General features: G+C 53.8%; 14 protein-coding genes. 13 read left to right on the top strand and 1 reads right to left on the bottom strand.

The features are described from left to right. Positions 1-116 precede the first annotated feature (116 nt). The 13 genes from ACFQ03_RS06005 to ACFQ03_RS05945 all read left to right on the top strand — a co-directional run bounded on the left by ACFQ03_RS06005 (position 117) and on the right by ACFQ03_RS05945 (position 18,593). Positions 117-1,043 (top strand): ABC transporter permease, encoded by a 927-nt coding sequence (locus tag ACFQ03_RS06005; RefSeq protein WP_144936414.1) that lies wholly within the window; start codon positions 117-119, stop codon positions 1,041-1,043. 16 nt (positions 1,044-1,059) lie between these two features. Then, positions 1,060-1,947, top strand: a complete 888-nt coding sequence (locus ACFQ03_RS06000) for a carbohydrate ABC transporter permease (RefSeq protein WP_379286782.1) — start codon at positions 1,060-1,062, stop codon at positions 1,945-1,947. Positions 1,948-2,140: 193 nt separating this feature from the next. After that, positions 2,141-4,498 (top strand): helix-turn-helix domain-containing protein, encoded by a 2,358-nt coding sequence (locus ACFQ03_RS05995; RefSeq protein ID WP_379286780.1) that lies wholly within the window; start codon positions 2,141-2,143, stop codon positions 4,496-4,498. 969 nt (positions 4,499-5,467) lie between these two features. Beyond that, entirely contained in the window at positions 5,468-6,244 is a 777-nt protein-coding gene (locus ACFQ03_RS05990) for an IclR family transcriptional regulator (protein WP_260982064.1), read from the top strand. 1,061 nt (positions 6,245-7,305) lie between these two features. Continuing rightward, on the top strand, positions 7,306-8,064 hold the full coding sequence (locus ACFQ03_RS05985) for an SDR family NAD(P)-dependent oxidoreductase (protein WP_379286777.1): 759 nt from the start codon (positions 7,306-7,308) through the stop codon (positions 8,062-8,064). A 131-nt stretch (positions 8,065-8,195) separates the two neighbouring features. Beyond that, positions 8,196-9,515: an aspartate aminotransferase family protein gene (locus ACFQ03_RS05980; RefSeq protein ID WP_150959510.1), complete on the top strand. Its 1,320-nt coding sequence runs from the start codon at positions 8,196-8,198 to the stop codon at positions 9,513-9,515. Between the two features lie 14 nt (positions 9,516-9,529). Next, positions 9,530-11,221: an N-acyl-D-amino-acid deacylase family protein gene (locus ACFQ03_RS05975; RefSeq protein ID WP_379286774.1), complete on the top strand. Its 1,692-nt coding sequence runs from the start codon at positions 9,530-9,532 to the stop codon at positions 11,219-11,221. Position 11,222: 1 nt separating this feature from the next. Next, positions 11,223-12,332 (top strand): alanine racemase, encoded by a 1,110-nt coding sequence (locus ACFQ03_RS05970; protein ID WP_144936396.1) that lies wholly within the window; start codon positions 11,223-11,225, stop codon positions 12,330-12,332. Positions 12,333-12,347: 15 nt separating this feature from the next. After that, positions 12,348-12,734, top strand: coding sequence for a RidA family protein (locus tag ACFQ03_RS05965; RefSeq protein WP_144936399.1), 387 nt, complete (start codon positions 12,348-12,350; stop codon positions 12,732-12,734). Positions 12,735-12,737: 3 nt separating this feature from the next. Continuing rightward, complete coding sequence (locus tag ACFQ03_RS05960; RefSeq protein ID WP_144936402.1) at positions 12,738-13,568, top strand: SMP-30/gluconolactonase/LRE family protein; 831 nt, start codon at positions 12,738-12,740, stop codon at positions 13,566-13,568. Between the two features lie 157 nt (positions 13,569-13,725). Continuing rightward, positions 13,726-14,847, top strand: a complete 1,122-nt coding sequence (locus ACFQ03_RS05955) for a glycerate kinase (protein WP_144936405.1) — start codon at positions 13,726-13,728, stop codon at positions 14,845-14,847. 3 nt (positions 14,848-14,850) lie between these two features. Then, the gene (locus ACFQ03_RS05950; protein WP_379286771.1) at positions 14,851-16,488 is read left to right on the top strand and encodes a M81 family metallopeptidase; all 1,638 of its coding nucleotides are present in this window, start codon (positions 14,851-14,853) and stop codon (positions 16,486-16,488) included. Between the two features lie 491 nt (positions 16,489-16,979). After that, entirely contained in the window at positions 16,980-18,593 is a 1,614-nt protein-coding gene (locus tag ACFQ03_RS05945) for an extracellular solute-binding protein (protein ID WP_379286769.1), read from the top strand. Between the two features lie 610 nt (positions 18,594-19,203). Here the strand turns inward: ACFQ03_RS05945 and ACFQ03_RS05940 are convergent. After that, positions 19,204-20,034 carry an SPL family radical SAM protein gene (locus ACFQ03_RS05940; protein ID WP_379286767.1) on the bottom strand — a complete coding sequence of 277 codons (831 nt, stop codon included), beginning with the start codon at positions 20,032-20,034 and terminating at the stop codon, positions 19,204-19,206. Between the last annotated feature and the right edge of the window lie 184 nt (positions 20,035-20,218).

The raw sequence follows: 20,218 nt of genomic DNA, 5'->3' as shown, positions 1-20,218 counted from the left end.
TAGGGGGCAAGGGTGGAAACCTGAAACCTTTGGGGATAGTTTTCTACGAAAATATATAGGAGGAGAACGAGTCATTGGCCTATACGCATTCGAATATCCGCAAGACGGCTAACTCCATGCCTCCGCGGAAACACCGCCGGCATCCTGCGATCCGGTCGGTCTGGAGAAATTGGGAGCTTTATTTGCTGCTCCTTCCGGTGATCGCCTACTTCGTCATTTTTAAATATGTTCCTATGTATGGCGTGCAAATTGCTTTTAAAGATTTTATGGCGGCCAAAGGGATTTGGGACAGCCCCTGGGTCGGGTGGGATCATTTCGAAAGATTATTCAACAGCTATTACTTCTGGCGTCTCATCAAGAATACGCTTGGCATCGGAATTTACGAGCTGGTGGTAGGCTTTCCGGTTCCCATTATTCTCGCCTTGATGATTAATGAAGTAAGGGCTGCATGGTTCCGCAAGACGGTACAGACTGTTACCTACGCGCCGCATTTTCTGTCTACCGTCGTCATGGTGGGGATGGTATTTATTTTCCTGTCTCCGGGCAGCGGACTGATCAATCAGTTAATCAAACTCTTCGGATTGGAACCGGTTTCGTTCATGACCGAGCCAGGGTGGTTTAAATCAATTTTTGTGTTATCGGGCGTATGGCAGAATATGGGCTGGAGCTCTATTATTTATCTGGCCGCTCTGACCGGCATCGATCCTCAGCTGCATGAAGCCGCCAAGGTGGATGGGGCCAGCCGGCTGCAGAGAATTTGGCATATCAACCTTCCGGGCATTATGCCGACCATCGTCATCCTGCTTATTCTGAACGTGGGAAATTTGATGGGAGTCGGTTTCGAGAAGGTGCTTCTGATGCAGAACGATTTGAATATGGAAGCTTCGGACGTGCTATCGACTTATGTTTATCGGAGCGGGATATTGGAGGCGCAGTACAGCTTCTCCGCAGCGGTAGACCTGTTCAATGCGATAGTCAATTTCATTCTGCTGGTTTCGGTCAATTACCTGTCCAGAAGAGTGAGTGAAACGAGCTTGTGGTAAGGAGGGAAGAGCAGTATTGGACAGAGAATCATGGGGAGACAGGCTGTTCGGGCTCATCAACGGGTTCATGCTGGCAGTGGTACTCATTGTCGTGCTGTACCCGTTATGGTTCGTGGCCATGGCTTCGATCAGCGACCCGATGGCCGTTTTAAACGGCAAGGTATGGTTATGGCCGCAAGGCCTGACACTCGTCGGATATGAGAAAGTGTTCGCGAATAAAGATATTTTGCAAGGATACGGAAATACGCTTCTCTACACGGTTCTGGGAACGGCGATCAACCTGGTGATGACTGTGCTGGCCGCTTACCCGTTATCCAGAAGAGATTTGTATGGCCGCAACAGCGTGATGGCGTTTCTGGTGTTTACGATGTTTTTTAGCGGGGGAATGATTCCAACCTACTTGCTGGTGAAAGACCTGGGGATGATCAATACGATCTGGGTCATGGTGATTCCCAATGCGGTGTCCGTATGGAATATCATCATTATGCGGACGTTCTTTCAGCAGAGCCTGCCTCACGAAATTCAGGAGGCCGCCCAGATCGACGGCTGCTCCAACATCAAAATATTATTTAAAATCGTACTGCCCCTTTCGACCCCGATTCTGGCCGTCATGGTCTTGTTCTACGCAGTCGGGCATTGGAACGCCTTCTTCAACGCGCTGGTTTATTTGACGGAAAGAGACAAGTTCCCTCTGCAAATCATTCTGCGGGAAATTCTCATCCAGGGCCAGACCGCGCAAATGATGGATATCGGTGCACAGGAGGGCATGGCCAAGAAGCTGATGGAAGCCGAATCGATCAAGTATGCCGTCGTGATTGCCGCCAATCTGCCGGTGCTTGTGCTGTACCCGTTCCTGCAGCGATATTTCGTCAAAGGGATTTTCATAGGATCACTAAAAGGCTAATCTTAACGAAATCTAAACATAAAATTGACATGGGTTACAAATTCGTGGTGTATTATACCTGTTGTAGCCCGTGTTTTTACATGTGTATACGCTTACATAATCTGGTAAAAAGTTTTTAGGCCATCCCTGCTCTCATCTATAACCTTAGTCAACAGAAGACCAATATCAGGCTGCAAAAAGGGGGAAAGCGCTCATGATGCGAGCGGTTCTGAAACGGATATTTCGCGTGCCCTCATGGTCCGGACGCTTCTATCAGTATTTGTTTTCTTATATATTACTGATCGTGATGCTGCTGGTTATCGTCGGCAGCGTCATATACGGTTCCTTTATTTCGGTGCTGCGGGAGGAAGTCGAGGGCTCGGTCATTGCGACCTTGACCCAAATTAAAGAGGCGATGGACACAAGAACGAGTGAAATGAACCGGATGGCTCTGCAAATTGCCGCCAATCCCCTGCTGACCCCATTCATGGTTGCCGAAGGCGGTTACGGAACTTATCAGGCGGTTCAGGATTTGAAAAAATACCGGTCGGCCAATGACTTTGTTCATGAAGTCGTTCTGTACTATGGAGATGGGCAGGCCTCCACGATGTATGCGGCAAGCGGCATTCACAGCATCGATTATTTCTTTAGATTCGCCTACCCGTTTAGCCAGTGGGGCAAGGAGGAGTTCGTCTCCACCTTGTCTTCCCTGGAGAAGCCCGTGATCCGTTCCGTGGAGCAAGCGGCCGCCGGAGGGGCGCCTTCCTCCGGTTATGTGCTTTATCTGCATCCGTTGTCGGTCGATGCCAGCCGAGGGTATGGGGTTGTTCTGTTTATCATCAAGGAAGACGAATTGAATTCGATGATCAGCAAGGTTCTCAAGGATTACAGCGGATTTACATTCATACTGGACGAGAACGGCAGACCCGTAACGAAAGTGCTGTCCAACATTTCGGAAGAGCAGGCGGGCAGCATTCTCGAAGCGTTCCCGCCTTCGGAATCCGGTGAGGCCATCCAGTCGGTATCCGTCAATCGAACGGATTACTCCATGGTTCAACTGAAATCCGAAACCAATGGCTGGTCCTATATTACGGTTATGCCGACGGATCAATTTTTGGGGAAGGTGAATGAAACCCGCGCTATTTTTCACTACACGGTGGTCGCTGTCCTGTTGCTGGGCTTGCTGCTGGCCCTTGCTTTCTCGATCCGGAATTACCGGCCTCTTCTCAAGCTGGCCGGCGGGCTGGCCGACAGACGAATCATCAAGGAATGGCCGAGGAAAACCGATGAAATCAGCCTGATTTCGAAAGCGATCGGCGAGGTGACCCGGGAGAACCAAGGGCTGCTGGAGAAGCTGAACAGCCAAGCCAGTTTGTTAAAGGCGAGTTATGTTCTGTCACTTGTAGAGGGCAAGGTGAAAAGCACCGAAGAATGGGATGAAATCCGGGAAGCTCTGGATTGGCCTGCGGAGTACCCTCATTATGCCGTTATGCTGCTGCTGATTGATAATTACGACCGGTTTGTCGGAGAGAATACAAAGCCTATGCAGGATATAATCAAGTACAGCTTGATCCAGATGGCCGAGAATTTGTCCCAAAGGCTGGGCGCCGGATGGGGGGCGGAATACAAGGAAGGGCGGGGCATCGTCATCCTGCTCAATATCCGCGAAGGCTTGGACGAGCTTAACGATTTGGCCGACCTGGGGACGAAGGTAAGGCTGTTTGCCAATCAGCACTACCAGGTTGGCGTCACGGTTGGAATCGGCGGGATGTTCAATAATATCACCAAGCTTCCCCAATCCTTGACGCAGGCGGACCATGCGGCCCGATGCCGGCTGGTCAAGGGAGGCAATCAGGTCATCTGCTATAGCGAAGTCGAGAAGTCGAAGGAAAGCATCATCTGGTATCCGTTGGAGTCGGAGAAGCTTCTTGTCAAAGCGATTAAGCAGGGGAATAGCGATGAGGTCCAGACCGTCATCCGGGATATGATGAGCAGCATGGTCAACCAGCCTATATCGATTGAGAAGGTCGAGTTTATAGGCTTCGATATGATCAACACGGTCATGAAAACCTTGCTGGAAATGGATATGAAAATCGAGGCAGCGGATCTGGCGATGGAGCGTTTTTTCGTGTCCCGGTTTGAAACGGTAGAGGCGCTGGAGCATAAAATGATCGAATTCTGCGACCGGGTATGCGAGTACGTGGAGCGGCATAAGGAAAGCAAAAATATAGCCTTGTTAGATCAATTGGTCGCCTATGTGGACCGGCATTATCATGATAATACCATCAACCTGGAGCAGATTGCTGGGGAATTCGGATTTTCCCCATCCTATCTGACCCGCTTCTTCAAAAACCAAACCGGGGATTCCTTGATGCGCTATATCGACCAAATCCGGATGGAGAAGGCGAAGGAGCTCCTGAGGACGACCGATATGAATTTGGGGGAGATTATAGAGCGGGTCGGTTATATTGATCCGACCAATTTTATCCGCAAGTTCAAAAAGCTCGAAGGAGTGACTCCCATTCAGTACCGGAATCTGATCCAGGCCGGCCGGCTATCGCTGCCCCAATAATTACTGAGGATCGCTGACAAAATTCGACATTCATGGACGGACGCATATGTTAAAATTAGTCATAACGAATCCGGAGCAGGGTGAGCACGAGGGACAGCTGTGATTGACGGCTGTCCTTTTTTGGCATTGGGGCACTCTGCAAAGTATTTGGAGTAAGCTTCGAAGGCATGCGTCACTATCGTGGGGGATTTCCCGGGGCTCCATCGAAGCCCATCGGTCACGTTGTGGAAGAGTTGCGGGGTACACGGCAAAGTAACGTATTTTTTGAAGGAGGGGCAGGAAGGGGAGACCGCTTTTGACGTTGGTTTAGACGCGGGTCCGGGCAGGTGCGGACAGAATAAACTTCGAAGGCCACCCGTCACGTTGTGGAGTTGCGAGGGGTACACGGCAAAGTAACGTATTTTTGAAGGAGGGGCAGGAAGGGAAGATCGCTTTTGGCGTTGGTTTAGACGCTGGTCCAGGCGGGGGTGATCTTGATTAGGCTTAGATGCATTAGAGCGGACAAAATTCCTGCGATAATACATCAATTTTGGCTCGATTTGGACCACTCCGGAGAAAAGGCGGCGAAAGTGCACTAATTTTCGTATTCAACGGTCTGATCACCCTTAAAACGAGAAAAAGATGTATTTTTTCAGGCTTTGCATATGGATATGGAACAATATGGACAAAAGGCTGCAGATTTGCAGCTTTTAATTACCGGGCCCCGCATAGTACTGGATAAATCTAAGACAGGCTACAAATCCAAAGCCGCCAAGGGTTAACGCTGTGAAACTCAGGTGATCGCGGACAGACAGAATGACGCCTAGAGGAAAAGTAGACTCCACCCAGTTAGGGTGCGAACGGACTAACTTGGAAGGCCATATGTCACTTTGTGCGGTTATGTTTTGCCGCAAAGGACATTGAGTTCAGCCGGAAAACGGATTACAATATTTCTTGTATGAAAAATGATTTTCGAAATGGGGAAATGTTGTGAAAAAAGAAGAAAAGCCAGTCGTCGTCAAGTCGGCCGACCGGGTCCTCGATATCTTCGAGTTATTTGCGGAAGAGAAGGAGCCGATGAGCTTGATGGATATTTCGCGCAAGCTGGGGATGCCCGCGAGCAGCACCTACAAAATTTTGCAAAATTTGCAGGCAAGAGGCTACTTGGAAACCGACAAGCAGGAGAGAGCCTTCTATTTGGGCTACAAACTGTTTGAAATCGGCTCCAAGTATTTGCAGAACACCAGCCTGTCCGCCGAGTTCCATCAGGTGGCCCAGAAGATCGTCGACGACTTGAATGAATCCGTTTTCCTGGCGATTCGCGATGGGGGAAACATTCTGTACATAGCGGAGAAGCAAAGCTCCCACGCCGTCCGGTTCGTTTCGCACCTGGGAATGAAGCTGCCCCTGCACGCAACCGCCATGGGGAAGATGTTCCTGAGCTCATTGGATCAGGAAGAAATCCGCAAGCTGTATCCCGATGAAGAGCTGGGAGCCCTGACAAGCAGCACGATACACAGCTACCGGGATCTGCTCAGCCAGCTGGAGGAAATCCGTTCCGCCGGGCTGTCCTTCAGCCAGGGAGAAGCCGTTGAGGGGGTGCGTTGCGTAGCAGGACCAATCTATGATTCCTCGAAGCAGCTGGTAGCTTCCTTAAGCATCTCGATTCCATCCGCCCGGATGGACGATGAGCTGTGGAGCCGGGCGATCGAATGGGTCCGCCAAGCGTCCAGGGAGCTGAGCACGAAGCTGCAGTTCCAGCAGTAGAACCTTGTCGTGGGGCCGCGAAACCGCTGTCCGGATGGACGATGAGCTGTGGAGCCGGGCAGTCGAATGGGTACGCCAAGTGTCCAGAGAGCTGAGCACGAAGCTGCAGTTCCAGCAGTAGGACCTTGTCGGGGGCGCGGAACCAATGACAGAATGGGTCCGCCAAGCGTCCAGGGAGCTGAGCACGAAGCTGCAGTTTCAGCAGTAGGACCATGTCGGGGGGCGCGAAACCGCTGACCGGATGGACGATGAGCTGTGAGGCCGGGCAGTCGAATGGGTCCGCCAAGCGTCCAGAGAGCTGAGCACGAAGCTGCAGTTCCAGCAGTAGAACCATGTCGGGGGCGCGAAACCGCTGACCGGATGGACAATATGCGTGGGCCTTACACGGAGCCTGTTCGTGCTTGGTTACTCAACTTTTGCAGCTTAATTTCGGTAGATAAGCCTTGATGTACCTGATTCTAGAGCAATAGTGCACGTCTTTTTGGAGAAAAGTCGCCACATACCTGATTCTAGATCAATAATGCACGTCTTTGGAGCGATTTTTTGCGAAATGGCCCTATTTTGTGAAAAAGACCTGCACATTTGAGCGTCTTTCGCCTTCTTTTTGGAAAAAGGCACGATTTTAATGTATTTTTGCTCGTCTTTGTGATGTCTTCACCGGCCCGGATGAACGATCGCGTACAAAGAAGATGGTGACGGGTATCCCCTTGCTGTTTTCAAGTGTTGCAGCACTTTCAGTTCTTTGAAAGCCGGTTTAATTTCATTTGGAAGTTGATTCGGCTGTACGATTTGCTCTATCATATAGAGGACACCTCTTCTTTATGGTAGTGATTGCTTGACACTCTCACTTTACCAAACGAAGTGGTGTTTTTCTATTTTTCAACTTTTGTATTTAATCCGCTGCTTTTTCAGTTGTATCATGCATTTAAGCCGATTTTCGCTCTGCGAAATTCGAGTTAGTTAGGTGAGAAACTGTATCGAATAAGGCGCAGGTACTTGTACCGGCGGCAATGAAGATTTCTCTATACCGTATCTATGGATCTGTGATGGGAGGGCGTAGGATGAAGCAGAGACAATTGGAAGGCAAAGTAATTTGGATCACGGGGGCTCTGGGGATGCTGGGGCAATCCGCTGTCACCCTGTTTCTCGAGAGAGGAGCGAAGGTGGCCGCAACGGATCTCTTGCCCCTGGAAGGCTGTCCGGAACTGAAGCAAACCGCTGAAAGTTATGGTGCTGATAGCTTCCTGTTCATGCAATCGGATGCCTGCAGCGAAAATGAGGTGCAGGAGGCCATTGCGCGAATAGAGGAGCATTTCGGCAGATTGGATGGGGTTTATCACAACTGCTACACGCATGTACGCAAGCCGGCATTAGAGCTCGCCCTGGATGAATGGGAAGCGACGATTCGCGGGACGCTGACAAGCACATTCCTCGTCAACAAGTACTCGCTGCCCCTTATGATCCGAAGCGGGGGAGGGTCCATCGTGAATACTTCCTCGATTCTGGGCCACCTTCCCCAGAAGACGTGCCTGGCTTATGGCGCAGCCAAAGCGGGGGTCAGCCAGATGACCCGGGTGATCGCCGTCGACTATGCGAAGGATGGAATTCGCGCCAATGCTCTTGTGCCGGGTGATTTTAATACCGAGCAGGCGTGGCAGGCAATGCCGGAGGTAACCCGGCAATTTATCCGGGATAATACTTTGCTGCGCAGAACCGGGCGACCGGAGGAAATTAACGAGGTGGGGGCTTTCCTGCTGTCGGATGCCGCCTCCTACGTAACAGGTTCTCTTTATACAGTAGATGGCGGGTATAGGATTTGATGATTCATAATTTTCTTAATGTAAAATAATTTTCTTGATAGAAAATGACCTCCGTGATACGATGAGCATAAATGGATAACATCCCCAAATAAGGGTGAGAAAATCGTATTCACTTAAGGAGGTTCAATCGTATGAAAACCGATAGATCCAGACAGATGCTGGCAGAAGCAAACCAATATTTGGCCGGAGGGGTGGCCAGCTCCCTGAGGGCGGCCATGAAGCCGACCCCGCTCTATGCAGCCGGCGGCAAGGGAGCGCGTGTATACGATGTAGACGGCAACGAGTACATCGATTATTTGCTGGCGTATGGTCCACTGATTCTCGGGCATTCGCATCCTTTGCTGAATGAGAAAGTATATCAAGCCATGCAGAAGGGCTATACCTTCGGGCTCCAGCATGAAGGCGAGATCGCCTTGGCCAAGCGGCTTACGGAGATTCTCCCCTGCGCGGATAAAGTCGTGTTCAGCGGCTCGGGAACCGAAGCGGTAATGATGGCGCTCAGGCTGGCGAGAGCCTATACGGGCCGGCAGAAGGTGGTCCGATTCCACGGGCATTACCATGGCTGGTCCGATGCGATCTTTACCTCCTTCCCGAGCGCGGATATGAAAAGCCAGGCGGCCGGGTCCGCAGCCGGGGAGGCGGTTCCGGGAACGGGAGGGCAGAGCGTCAACAGTCTGGAGGACGTCATTCTGCTGCCGTGGAACGAGCCCGATGTGCTGGAACGCACGCTGACGGAACGGCGGGAGGAGATTGCCGCTGTGATCACCGAACCGATCATGTGCAATTCCGGCTGCATTTCTCCCCGGGAGGGCTATCTGGAAGCGATGCGGAAGCTGACGGAACAATACGGCATCGTTCTGATCTTCGACGAGGTCATTACCGGCTTCCGCCTCGGTCTGGGAGGAGCCCATGAACGATTCGGCATCACTCCGGATTTGATGACGATGGGGAAGGCGCTGGCAGGCGGAATTGCGCTGAGTGCGGTGGCCGGCAAGAACGAGATTATGAACCTCGTCGCCGAAGGCCGGGTGGACCATCTCGGAACTTTAAACGGCAATACGGTATCGACCGCTGCGGCCATGGCGGTTCTGGATGAGCTCGGGCGCGACAACGGGGCGGCCTATCGGCAAATGGAGCGGATCGCCGGACAACTGGCGGAGGGAATTCGCTCCCTGATGAAGAAATATAATGTAAACGGCGTCGTTAATCAGCCGGGGCCTGTGTTTCATATGATGTTTACCGATCAGCAGGAAGTGGCGCATTTCGATCAGTTCGGCCGCCGGGATGCGGCGAAATACGGTCTTTTTGCCGAGCTGATGCTGGATGAGGGAATCCTGCTCCGCCCGAACGGGTTATGGTATGTATCTGCCGTACACGGGGATAAAGAAGCAGAAGAGACTTTAAAGGCGGTTGAGAACGTTTTCGCAAAACGTCCGGAATTTACTGCCTAGGAGAGGGGTTATGTATGGAGGCGGATATTGTCATTAAAAATGCAACGATTGTGGACGGAACCGGCGGCGACCGGTTTCGCGGATCGATTGCGATTAAGGATGGGAAGCTGGCCCGAATTAGCCGGCAGTCGAACCTAGAGGAATCAGCAGCAGACAGTCGGGAGGCTTGGGAGGGCGCCAGAGCCGCGAACGGCCCGGGAAGCTCAGATGTTAGCGGGCTCGGGCTGGAAGGGGTGGAATCGGCCCGGGAAGTGATTGACGCCCAAGGAATGATCGCGGCGCCGGGCTTCATCGATACTCATGTGCATTCCGACCTTATGCTGCTGTGGGACCGCCAGCATGCATCCGGTTTGGCACAGGGCATAACTACGGAGGTGTTGGGGCAGGACGGGTTGTCGTATGCTCCGCTCAGCAGGGAGAATTTGCTGATGAATTACAAGTTCCTGGCGGGCTTGAACGGGGCGCCCGATATTCCGCTTGATTGGTCTTCGGTGCGGGAATACCGGATGAAGTTCGACCGAACGGTTGCCATCAACACGGCGTATCAGGTTCCCCATGGCGCCCTGCGGCTGGAGACCTTGGGAATGCGCGATTTGCCGCTGACCGGCCAGCATCTGGCCAAGGCCAAGCAGCTTCTCGATCAAGGGTTGAAGGAAGGAGCGGTCGCCTTTTCCACCGGATTGAGCTATTATCCCTGTTCATATTCCGACACGGAAGAAATGGTGGAACTATGCAAGGTAGCGGCGGCGAACGACAGTGTCTATGTAACCCACTATCGGACGGTATTCCGCGGCGAGCCGATAGACCCGGTGCTGGAATCGATTGAGATTGCCGAGCGTTCGGGGGTGAAGCTGCACTTCTCCCATTACCGGACGAACCTGGAGAAGGCGGGCCAAGTGCAGCAAGTAATGGCGGCGATCGATGCTGCGTATGAGCGGGGAGTCGATCTGACGCTGGAGCTGTATCCTTATCCGTCCGGAAGCGGATATGTGGTGATTTGGCTGCCGCTGTGGTGCTTCGAAGGAGGCTTCGACGCCATTCTCGAGCGGCTGGCGGACCCGAAGCTTCGTCCGCGTTTTATAGAAGGGATGGAGCAGAATACGATTCCGCTGCGCGGATACTTCACGAATCTGCCTAACCATTCGCAATATGTCGGGCGAAGCTTCCGCGAAGTCGCCGAGGAGAGGGGGCAATCGGTCCCCGACATGCTGTGCGACCTGCTGCTGGCGGAGAAGCTTCAGGTAGGCTATCACGATTCTCCGGAATGGATGTTCGAGGAGGCCAGCCAGGAAGCTTGGGACCGCTTCAACCGGGATTGCCTGGAGCTGCTGTCGCGGCCCTATTATATGGTAGGCTCGGACGGAATTCCGCTCGGGAAGAACCCGCATCCGAGGGCATTCGGAACCTTCCCGCGCCTGTTAAGGTTCTGCCGGGAGTATGATTTCAGGCTGGAAACGCTCGTCAACCGGATGACGAAGGTGCCCGCAGACCGTTTCGGCCTGGCCGACCGCGGAGTATTAAAGGAAGGCTATGCCGCCGATCTTGTTATTTTCGACGAGCGGAGGGTGACGGATACGGCGACTTACCAGCAGTCGCGCAGCGGCCCGGTTGGCATTCCTTATGTATTGGTCAATGGCGAGGTAGCCGTTCGCGGAGAGCAGGTCACCGGAGTGTTCGCCGGCAGAGCATTGGAAAGGGGACGATAACATGACAGATTTCCATCCTATTCCGTTAGAGGAAATCGAGACGCCCGCCGTGCTGGTTGATCTGGATGTGCTGGACCGGAATTTGCGGGACAAGGCGCGGTTAGCTGCAGAGGCCGGAGTCAAGCTGCGGCCGCATACGAAGACGCACAAGTCGGTCTGGATTGCCCAGCAGCAGATCAAGTACGGCGCTTGCGGGATTACGGTAGCCAAATTAGGCGAAGCCGAGGTGATGGTCGAGGGAGGAATCCGCGACATCCTGATCGCCTTTCCGATCGTCGGCAAGAAGAAGCTCCAGAGGCTGGCGAAGCTGCTGGAGACCGCGGATATTAAGGTGAGCGTCGACCATATCGATGTAGCCCGGGGGCTTTCCGAATTGGGGGAAGCGATGAAGCGGAGAATTCCGCTGTATGTTGATGTGAATACCGGCTTGAATCGCTGCGGATTGGAGCCCGGTGAGGAAACCGGCGAGCTGGTGAAGCAAATTGCCCAGCTTCCCGGGGTCGAGGTAAGAGCGCTCATGACGCACGGGGGCTATTCCTACAGCAAAACCACCGCAGAGGACTTGCGCGCTGCCGCAAGACAGGAGGCGGAGCTGCTGGTGCAGACCAAGGAGTGGCTCGCGCAGGAAGGCATCGATGTCCCGGAAATCAGCGTCGGCTCCACGCCAACTTCGGTCTATGTCGGGGAACAAACCGGCGTGACGGAAATACGCCCCGGCTCCTATGTATTCGGAGACGGCACTCAGCTGTCGACCGGAATTATCGATGAATCCGGCTGCGCCATGAGTGTCATGACGACGGTCGTCAGCGCGCCTCGTCCCGGAACGGTCATCGTCGACGGAGGCTCCAAAACCTTCAGCGGCGATACCAATCCGCACCGCCCGGGATATGGAATCGTTAAGGGGAATCCCGGCGTTTATCTCGAAAGATTAAGCGAGGAGCACGGCAATGTGCGGGTCCCGGATGAAGCCGTTTATGAAATCGGGCAGCGCCTGTTCTTCATCCCGAACCATTGCTGCACCACGACCAATATGCATGACCGGGTGTACGGCCTGCGGAACGGCAGGGTCGAATCGATTCTGACGATCGACGCCCGCGGCAAAATTACTTAACAGGAGTGATCATTTATGTCGAAAACAATTCATGTCTCTAAAGCTCCCCAGTTTCCGCTTCCTTTCTCCCATGCGGTTAAAGCGGGGGACTTCGTGTATGTATCCGGACAGGTAGGGGTAGACCCGGAAACGCTGGAATTGGCGGGGGAGACGATTGAAGAGCAGACCGCCCGCTGCATTCGCAATGTGGAGCTGATTTTGCAGGAGGCCGGGCTGACGCTGGACCACGTGATCAAAGCGAATGTGCATCTGAGCGATGGGAATCTGATTCCTGCATTTAATGAAGTATATGCACAGATGTTCCAGGCTCCGTACCCTACCCGTACGACGGTGGTCAGCGGTATCGGGAAATATTTAATCGAAATGGATGTTATCGCATACGCCCCTTCGAAAAGGAGCTAAGAGATGGAGCTTTATATCAGCAAGGAGCTAACCGCCCGCCATTCCTTTACCAGCGGGATTGAGGGTCCGGCTTGCGATCGCGAAGGCCGGATTTATGCCGTTAATTATGAGCGGCAGCATACGATTGGCCGGGTGAAGCCTAATGGTGAAGGAGAGGTTTTCCTTGAGCTGCCGGGCGGCAGTATCGGGAACGGGATCCGGTTTGACCGTGAAGGAACGATGTACATTGCTGATTATGTCCATCACCATATTTTCAAAGTCGATATGACGACGAAAAAGCTGACGGTCCATGCTCAGGAGCCCCGGATGAATCAGCCCAACGACATAGCGATTTCCCGGAGCGGCATCCTCTTCGCCAGCGATCCGAATTGGCCGGAGCAGACGGGCCAGTTGTGGCGGATCGACCCGGACGGGAGCGTCGTGCTGCTGGAGGCAGGCATGGGGACGACGAATGGAATCGAGGTCAGCCCCGACGAGCGGGTGCTGTATGTGAACGAGTCCGTGCAGAGGACCGTATGGGCGTATGATCTGAATGAAGCCGGGGAGGTCAGCGGCAAAAGGCTGTTCTTCCAGTTCCCCGATTACGGGCTGGACGGAATGCGCTGCGATATGGACGGCAATCTATATGTCACCCGCCATGGCAAAGGAACCGTAGCCAAGCTGAGCCCGGCAGGCGAATTGCTGCTCGAGGTGAAGCTGGCGGGCACCGATTGCACCAATTTGACCTTCGGCGGGCCGGATGGTCGGCAGTGCTACGTTACCGTCGCGGACACCGGCAACATCCAGACCTTCACGGTGGAGACACCGGGAAGGTGCTGGGGCATGTGGGGGTAGCGCGGTGCTTCCGTGGCCGCGGCCCCGCAGCTCGCGCGGCGTAGCCAGTAGCCCGCAGCGTTAGATCGTTCGGGCAGATGCTTTCAAAGACCTGCACTTCTGCACGTTCTGGCAGGCTTTACATTCACGTGTTATATAACGGAAAGGGAGTTACCGCATGCGATTTATCGTTGCCCCGGATTCGTTCAAAGGCAGTATGAGCTCGCTGGAAGCCGGAGACACCATCCGCAGGGCGATTCTCCGGGAGATGCCCGATGCGGCGGTTCACGTGATTCCTATCGCGGATGGCGGGGAAGGTACCGTCGAAGCCTTGCTTCACAGCACCGGTGGCGAGCGGATCGAGCTTCAGTTGCGGGGGCCTTACGGGGAGCCTGTCTCCGCTTTTTACGGAAGAATAGGAGACGGGCAGACGGCCGTCATCGAGGTTGCCGCCGTGGTCGGCCTGCCTTTCGTTCCGGCGGATAGAAGGAATCCGCTCCAATCGACATCCTACGGCGTAGGTGAATGTATCCTGCATGCGCTCGAAGGCGGTGTTCGCCGGTTTATTATCGGGCTGGGAGGGAGTGCTACGAACGATGGCGGAATAGGGATGCTTCGCGCCCTTGGGGTAAAATGTCTGGATGCGGCAGACCAGCCGATCCCGCCTATAGCGGCCAACCTGAATCAGGTCAGCACCGTCGATTTCAGCGGCCTGCACCCGCTGCTGGCGGAGGCGGAGTTTCGCATAGCCTGCGACGTGGACAATCCGCTATGCGGTCCGGACGGAGCCTCAGCCGTGTTCGGTCCGCAGAAGGGAGCCGCTCCGGCACAAGTGGAGGAGCTGGACCGGGGGATGCGAGTCTATGCGCAGGCCGTGGAAGAAAGCTTGGGACGGCCCGGGCTGCAGAATGCTGCCGGTGCCGGCGCAGCCGGCGGCTTAGGGTTTGCTCTGTTGGCCCTTGGCGGAAAGATGCAATCCGGGGCCCAATTAATTGCTGAGACGGCCCAAATCGAGGCATTACTGGCCGATGCCGATTGGCTGTTCGTTGGAGAGGGGCGGACGGATGAGCAGACGCTGCATGGCAAGGCACCGTTCTATCTGGCCTCACTGGCCAAACGGTATGGAGTGAAGACGGTGCTGCTGTCGGGCAGCCTGGGCGATCATCTGGATGAGCTGTACTCCGCTTTTGACAGTATGCATTCGATTGTCAACCGTCCGATGACGCTGGAGCAGGCCATGACCCATGCTGAAGAATTGCTGTTCAATGCCGCCCGCAATATAGTTCGGCTTTGGAAGTGAGGCGTGGGTTCTGACGACCGCCATGGAGTGCCGCATACGCGCCGGGAAGAGACGGGAGTTGAAGAAAACAGACGCTTCCTGATGGCCGGAGAAACCGGAAATATACCGGGCTCTTATTATTATGGAGAGACCGATGATTATGCAAAGCCGACGGAGGCAGGAAAAAAAGGAGGATGTCATGTGAAAATCGGGGTCATTGGCATGTTTCACGAAACAAATTCCTTCGCGCCGGGCCGGACGGAGCGGCATCACTTTCTGAACGAGTGGGTGGCGGGAACGCAGTCTTATCGGGAACGCTACGAGAATACCCGCACGTCCATGGGGGGAGTGATCGATGGAGCGAAGGAGCTGCAGGCGGAGCTGATCGCCGGTGCTTACGTCGCGGCCACCCCAAGCGGCATGGTTACGGCGGAGTGCTTCGAGGAGCTGGCGGGGGAAGTGCTCCGGTCGATTCCGGAGGGTGTGGATGGCCTTATTGTTATACTGCACGGCGCGATGGTCTCCGAAGCCTGTCGGGACGTAGAAGGAGAGCTGCTGAGACGGGTCCGGGACAGAGTGGGGCGGGAGCTTCCGATCGCCATCACGCTGGATCTGCATGCCAACATCAGTCCGCAGATGGTCGAGCATGCCGATATTCTCATCGGCTACGATACCTACCCGCATGTGGATGCTTATGAGCGGGCGGTAGAGGCGACCCGGCTGCTCGGACGGATGATCCGGTCGGAAATTCGGCCTGTTCATGCATATAAGCATTCCCGTCTGTTGGTCGCGCCCCAGGCGATGGTGACTCATGAGGGGTTCATGAAGGAGCTTATGGAGGCGGCTTTCGAACTGGAGAAGGACCGACGGGTGCTCAATGTGACGGTGGCCGGCGGGTTTCCGTACAGCGATGTCGAGGACGCCGGACTGACCTTCGTTGTCACGACAGACAACGACCCGGCCTGGGCCGGGCAGTGCGCGGAGAAGCTCTGCCGGCTGGCGCAGGAGCGGCGAGAGGAATTCGCCGTGGAAGGCTATCCTGCGGAGGAAAGCATTCGGCAAGCCATCCGGCTAGAGGCCAAGGGCCCGGTCATCCTGATTGAAGGCTCGGACAATGTGGGCGGCGGGGCACCGGGAGACGCGACTCATCTGCTGCGGCATCTGCTCGATACACCGGCGAAGAGCCTGATGGTTATCTGCGACGCGGAAGCGGTCGGTCTGGCCCTGCGAGCGGGAGTCGGCGGTTCCTTCGAAGCGGCGGTCGGCGGAAAGAGTGATTCATTCCATGGCGATCCGGTTCCGGTCCAAGGCAAAGTCCGGCTGTTGTTTGACGGCAAATACCGTCATATCGGCTCCTATATGACCGGGCAATGGGCTGACATGGGACGCACGGCAGTGATCGAAACAAGGAATGTCACTCTTGTCTTGACGGAGCAAAGAGTCGCCCCTTGGGATCCGGGCCATGTTGCTTCGATCGGTCTGAATCCGGCGGATTTCGACTTGATCGCCGTGAAATCCGCCGTCGCCTGGCAGACAGCCTTCGGCTCGTACGCAGCCGGAACCGTGCAGGTGGATACCCCGGGCTGCTGCGGCTTTAATCTGCGGCACTTTACCTATCAATATCTGCAGCGTCCAATATATCCATTGGATTCAGAGATATAAACTTATAGAGTTAGAGGCCTTGGGGCTCAGCGCCCGGGGCCTTTTATTTGTAAAACCGGGGCTCCCCGCAAAGTATAAACGCGCCTTCCAAAGGATGGCGATAGCCGTTTATCCTTTAGCTGCAATCCGCATGTTTGATGCCTATAATCACAGTACCAAACGGCGGATTGTAAATCGCCCGGGAGATGGTTCCAGTGCCTCTTGACGACCGAGCGGTTATTGCCTACAATTTATTTGCGCAATATTCAGAATATTGAATCATAAAATAACGCCTTTGTTGCCATGAAATTAAAGAAGCTAGGGGGGATGCGTGACTCTTTACGCTTGTCGAAAGACGAATATTTTTCAGGTAATTATGTAATCGCTTACTTTATGTCGAAAAATAGGAACCTGTTCAGCCCGCTGTCCTGAAGATGATGAAGTCTGCGAGGAAAGTCCGTATCAGGAAGAAGCCTGCTAAGCTGAATCGACGATTCCAAAGGGAGGCGTATATGGTTAGAAAAAGAAGATTGATGAAGAGCACCGGGATGGTTGTCCTCACGGGCACTTTGCTTGCGGGCTGCGGAGGAGGGGGAGGGGCGGTTAGAGACGAAAGCGTGCTGGAGAATTTGAACCCCTCCGGAATGCCCATAGTTAAGGAAAAGATAACGATGAAGGGGTTCGCCGGCAAATTCTTCGCCTCTGCGGATTGGAGCAATCTGATGCTGTGGCAGGAATACGAAAAAATGACGAATATCCACATGGAATGGGAGACTGTGCAGGTCGATACGTTGGCGGAGAAGCGCAATCTCCTGTTGGCCGGAGGGGATTATCCGGAGATATTGTACGCTACGGCGGTAGGTAAGGCGGATTTGATCCGGTATGGCGGGGAAGGGGTGTTCATTCCGCTTAACGACCTGATTGAGAAGTATGCCCCCAATTTCAAGAAGCTGATGGACGATTACCCCGTCGTCAAGAAAGGGATTACGATGCCGGACGGGAATATTTACTCTTTCCCCACCATTCGCGATCCGGAATTCATGTCCGTGCGGACCCGTACGCCCTGGATGAAGAAGGAGTGGCTGGATAAGTTGGGGCTTCAGGAGCCGACGACTCCGGATGAATTTTATCATGTTCTGAAACAGATCAAGGAGGGAGACCCGAACGGAAATGGCCAGGCGGATGAAATTCCTTATGGGGCCGTAGGTATTACCCAGCTATTGGACTTTCTGAAAGGTTCGTACGGGCTGAACACTCATGGAACCGCGAACGGGCATGTGGATGAAGACCCGGAGACGAAGAAGCTGCGTTTTATCCCGGCGCATCCCCGTTATAAGGAAATTCTGGAGTTCGCCAACAAGCTGTACGGCGAAGGATTGATAGATAAGGAAATCTTTTCGATAAAAACGGCGGAGTTCACGGCCCGGGCATCGGAAGGGGTTTACGGGTTCGTTTCGAACGTGAATCCGGAGTCCATTTTCAACCAGAAGGGCTATATCGGAATGCCTGTGCTCAAAGGGCCACACGGGGATCAGAAAAATACGGCCATCGGCTCACCGCTGGGTAACCTGGGCCAGTTCATCATCACCGACAAAAACCAGAACCCGGAGGCCGCAGTTCGCTGGCTTGATTTCTTCTACAGCGACGAGGGAGCGAAGATGTTCTTCATGGGCTTCAAGGATATCACCTATAAAGAAATGCCGAACGGAGAGGTCGAATATACAGACGAAATTATCAACAATCCGAAAGGGCTTAATCTGGACCAGGCGGTCAGCCAGTATTTGATCTGGCCGGGGGGCTATTATCCCGGTATTATTAAGCAGAAGTTTTTCAAAGGGGCGGAAGGACGCCCGTCCTCGATAGAAAATACGCAGAAAGCCATGCCTTATACGCTTAAAGACGAGGAAATCTGGCCTGCTTTTAACTTTACGTCGGAGGAGCAGGATGAGCTGACTACCATTCAATCCGATCTTCACGTGTTTATTGACGAAATGAGGGATAAATTTATTTCCGGCGCCGCACCGTTCTCGCAATGGGACGATTACGTCAAGAACATGGAAAAGATGGGGCTCGACCGGTATATGGCCATTTACGAAGCCGCTTATAAGCGCTACCAGGAGCAGTAAGCAGGCGGATGGCGTATCTGATCGATGCGAAAAAAGCTGGAACCGAGCTGACGATTCGAGTCGATGTGAAGGATTGCAAAAGGAACCGTTCGAGGATATCGGACGGTTTTTTATGTTTTTGATTGGAGGATAGGTTGCTTGACAGGTTCCCTCAAAAGAACAGAGGTCCCGTCCCTATAGAAGCTGGCTGTGATTAAAAGGCTCTTAGCCGGTAAACAATGGATACTATCGGCTGTGCAGCTAAAAGCCTGTCTCCCTTGTCGGGGGCTCACCCTTCTGTGCCGCCGGAGCATATACTACGGCAAAGGGGCGATGCAGAATGGAAGATAGAGAGACGGGACTCACCGGTTTGTTCTGGGGCGTGCTGTTCAGTATCCCGCTGTGGATGTCCATTTTCGGCTGGGTGCTCATCCTTCGTGATTGGTTGTTTTGATGGAGACTTCTTGCCGGGAAATTTAGAAAGAAATCTTCCTTGAAAAATGATAAGCTGCAAGCTTGTAGCAATAAACCGATTTCAGAAGAATGCTTATTTGGAGGGGATATTTTCAACCATCACGCAGATATCTGAAAAAGACGGAAGCTGATCGCTGTCTTGTCTTTCCCTTTCCGGTTAAAAAGGCATGAAGCCATCTCGGCTGATCTTAAGCTGCTCCGGAGCGAATACGACTCCCATGGCATTGGCCACTTGCAAATAAGCCTCAGGATGATACCAGTCCTCGTATCCCATTCCTTCGTACAGGGAGCGCAAACCAAGCTGCTTCGTCCGTTTGCCCCCGCTGCCGTCCCCCATGAAATAATCATCGATGCATACTCTATCTGTAGCTGCTTTCAACAAAGAGGGGAACTTGTCGCTGGAGGGCAGGACAGGGGCTACCGCCGCTTGGGTGGGAAGGCCGGCCTCCGTCAGCTCCCGCAGCGCTTTAAGCCTCGCCTGGATCGGCGGCGCGTAGGGCGAGAAAACTTTGCGCACTTGGTCGAGATCCGTCTCTATCGTTACGCTGATCCGAATTTTGTCCCGCAATTTCTCGAACAAATCGATATCCCTCGTCACCAGCGGACTGCGGGTCTGCACGAACAGGAAGTCCGGCTGCGCCTCCGCCTCTTCCGTCATCGCCTCCAGCAGCGAACGAGTGACCTTCTCTTTATACTCCACAGGCTGATACGGGTCTGTACTGGAGGACATGAAGATCGTAACCGGGCCTTTGCGCTTGGCATTGCGCAGTTCCTTCAGGAGCTGTTCCCGGGCACCGCTTTTGATATCGACCCAGGTCCCCCATTCCTGGTCCCGAAACAAGCCGACGGGCATCCTCCGGACATAGCAGTAGGAACAGGCAAAGGAACAGCCGGTATAAGGGTTCAACGTATGCGAATACCCCTGCAGAAAGCCGCTCCCCGGATTCAACAGTTTCCCGGGTTTTTTATATTCCAGGCTGATCTTCATGTGGATCCTCCTTCTGGTTCTTAGCAATCCATATACTATATTAAAAAGGTTGTTAAACAGTCCTGTAGAAATATGGGCGACGCGCTCGAGTTGCTTCGAAGAGCTGGCAAAAGCTCCACGGCCCCCTAACGAAACTGGAGTCCTACCCTACAATATATTATTGTATTTCTTAGGGAGGCGACCA

Source organism: Paenibacillus residui, assembly GCF_042677205.1.
Classification (GTDB): Bacteria; Bacillota; Bacilli; order Paenibacillales; family NBRC-103111; genus Paenibacillus_L; species Paenibacillus_L residui.
This window is presented reverse-complemented; position numbering and strand designations above follow the sequence as displayed.

Bases quoted from the DNA above. Each gene is read 5' to 3' on its own strand.
- ACFQ03_RS05975 (WP_379286774.1), top strand. From the start codon at position 9,530: ATGGAGGCGGATATTGTCATTAAAAATGCAACGATTGTGGACGGAACC.
- ACFQ03_RS05940 (WP_379286767.1), bottom strand. From the start codon at position 20,034: ATGAAGATCAGCCTGGAATATAAAAAACCCGGGAAACTGTTGAATCCG.
- ACFQ03_RS06005 (WP_144936414.1), top strand. From the start codon at position 117: ATGCCTCCGCGGAAACACCGCCGGCATCCTGCGATCCGGTCGGTCTGG.
- ACFQ03_RS05960 (WP_144936402.1), top strand. From the start codon at position 12,738: ATGGAGCTTTATATCAGCAAGGAGCTAACCGCCCGCCATTCCTTTACC.
- ACFQ03_RS05955 (WP_144936405.1), top strand. From the start codon at position 13,726: ATGCGATTTATCGTTGCCCCGGATTCGTTCAAAGGCAGTATGAGCTCG.
- ACFQ03_RS05985 (WP_379286777.1), top strand. From the start codon at position 7,306: ATGAAGCAGAGACAATTGGAAGGCAAAGTAATTTGGATCACGGGGGCT.
- ACFQ03_RS05945 (WP_379286769.1), top strand. From the start codon at position 16,980: ATGGTTAGAAAAAGAAGATTGATGAAGAGCACCGGGATGGTTGTCCTC.
- ACFQ03_RS05980 (WP_150959510.1), top strand. From the start codon at position 8,196: ATGAAAACCGATAGATCCAGACAGATGCTGGCAGAAGCAAACCAATAT.
- ACFQ03_RS05995 (WP_379286780.1), top strand. From the start codon at position 2,141: ATGATGCGAGCGGTTCTGAAACGGATATTTCGCGTGCCCTCATGGTCC.
- ACFQ03_RS05970 (WP_144936396.1), top strand. From the start codon at position 11,223: ATGACAGATTTCCATCCTATTCCGTTAGAGGAAATCGAGACGCCCGCC.
- ACFQ03_RS05965 (WP_144936399.1), top strand. From the start codon at position 12,348: ATGTCGAAAACAATTCATGTCTCTAAAGCTCCCCAGTTTCCGCTTCCT.